The following is a 2,307-nucleotide window of genomic DNA, read 5'->3' as shown; positions in this document are numbered from 1 at the left end:
TCCCCGGCCCATTCCCCCATTGCCACAAGAAGCAGTCTGGCCCCGCCGCTCACGCAGCGGGGCCAGAACCCAAGATCTTCACGAGCCTTCTAGGGGGAGGTTAGGGGATCCGCTCCGCCCGGCGCCGCTGTTAGCGTGACGGCGCGGCGGGCGAATTCCGCGGAACACCACCGGAATTCCGGTCGCCGAGCAGTGCGGAAACCGCCGGCGGGCGCGAGGCGCCGGTGCCGGAATCGCCGATCACCGGGACGGGATCCCTCCCGCAGGGCGGGAATTCCGGGCGAACGTTTTCATCGCGAATTCATTGGTGGCCGTGCCCAGGGCCCTCCGGACGCGCTCGGACGTCCAGGAGCGGCCGGCACGGCCCCCACGACCGGGTTCAAGGGTGTGACACAGCACGTGGAGAACGAAGAGAAGCTCCTCGACTACCTCAAGCGGGCCACCGCCGATCTGCGCGAGACGCGCCGCCGGCTGCGGGAGCTGGAGGACCAGGAGCCGGAGCCGATCGCCATCGTCGGCATGGCCTGCCGCTACCCGGGCGGCGTGACCTCGCCCGAGGACCTGTGGCGGCTGGTCGCCGAAGGCGCGGACGGCATCTCGGAGTTCCCCGGCGACCGCGGTTGGGACGTCTCCGCCCTGTACGACGAGGACCCCGACCGCCCCGGCACCTCCTACACCCGGGAAGGCGGCTTCCTCCACGACGCCGCCGACTTCGACCCCGCGTTCTTCGGCATCTCGCCGCGCGAGGCCCTCGCGATGGACCCGCAGCAGCGGCTGCTGCTGGAGACCTCCTGGGAGGCGTTCGAGCGCGCCGGCATCGACCCCGAATCCGTCCGGGGCAGCGCCACCGGTGTGTTCGCCGGCGTGATGTACCACGACTACGCCTCCCGCCTGGTCTCCGTACCCGAGGAGGTCGCCGGCTACCTCGGCAACGGCAACTCCGGCAGTGTCGCCTCCGGCCGCGTCGCCTACGTGCTCGGGCTCGAAGGCCCGGCCGTGACCGTCGACACCGCCTGCTCCTCCTCCCTGGTCGCCCTGCACTGGGCCGTTCAGGCGCTGCGCAGCGGTGAGTGCACGATGGCCCTGGCCGGCGGCGTCGCCGTGATGGCGAGCCCCGACGCCTTCATCGACTTCAGCCGCCAGCGCGGCCTGGCCGCCGACGGCCGCTGCAAGTCCTTCGCGGGAGCGGCGGACGGCACCGGCTGGGGCGAGGGCGTCGGCATGCTGCTCGTCGAGCGGCTGTCGGACGCCCTCGCCAACGGACACCCCGTGCTGGCCGTCGTCCGCGGCACCGCCGTCAACCAGGACGGCGCCAGCAGCGGCCTGACCGCCCCCAACGGCCCGGCACAGCAACGCGTCATCCGGCAGGCGCTGTCCGCGTCCCGGCTGACCGCCCACCAGATCGACGCCGTCGAGGCGCACGGCACCGGCACCCGCCTCGGCGACCCGATCGAGGCGCAGGCCCTGCTCGCCACGTACGGCCAGGACCGGCCCGCGGACCGCCCGCTGTGGCTCGGCTCGCTCAAGTCCAACATCGGCCACACCCAGGCGGCGGCCGGCGTCGGCGGCATCATCAAGATGGTCATGGCGATGCGCCACGGCATCCTGCCACGGACCCTGCACGTCGACGAGCCCACGCCCCACGTCGACTGGACGGCCGGCTCCGTCGAACTGCTGACCCGGGCCCGCCCCTGGCCCGAGACCGGACGCCCGCGCCGGGCCGGCGTCTCCTCGTTCGGTGTCAGCGGCACCAACGCCCACACCATCATCGAACAGGCCCCGGAACCGGCCCGGCCTCCCCGGACCGCCCATCGGCCCGACACCCTGCCGAAGCCCGTCCCGCTCGTACTCTCCGGCCATGACGCCGCCGCGCTGCGCGCCCAGGCCGAGCGCCTGCACACCCACCTCGCCGACGACCCCACCCGCCCGGAGCCGAGCCCGGACCTGGCGGACGTCGCCCTCTCCCTGGCCACCGGCCGGGCCGCGCTCAAGCACCGGGCGGCGCTGGTCGGCGACGACCGGCAGCAACTGCTCGCGGGGCTGGCGGCGCTGGCCGCCGACGGGTCGGCGACCGCGGTGGGCGTCGCCGGGACGGCGGGCCGGACGGCGTTCCTGTTCACGGGGCAGGGGAGCCAGCGGGCGGGTATGGGGGCGGAGTTGTATGGCGGGTATCCGGTGTTCGCGGCGGCGTTCGACGCGGTGTGTGCGGAGTTGGATCCGTTGTTGGAGCGTTCGCTGCGGGAGGCCGTGGCGGACGAGGCGCTGATCGGGGAGACGGCGTTCACGCAGCCGGCGTTGTTCGCGGTG

General features: G+C 73.7%; 1 protein-coding gene. It reads left to right on the top strand.

Annotated elements, in window-relative coordinates:
• Positions 1-399 precede the first annotated feature (399 nt).
• Positions 400-2,307, top strand: a 1,908-nt coding sequence (locus ACIOFR_RS42105; RefSeq protein ID WP_401006110.1) for a type I polyketide synthase, incomplete at its 3' end; no start/stop codon positions are given.

This window comes from Kitasatospora sp. NPDC088346 (assembly GCF_044740765.1).
Taxonomy (GTDB): domain Bacteria; phylum Actinomycetota; class Actinomycetes; order Streptomycetales; family Streptomycetaceae; genus Kitasatospora.
The sequence above is the reverse complement of the archived record's forward strand: the minus strand, read 5'-3'. Positions and strand labels throughout refer to the sequence as shown.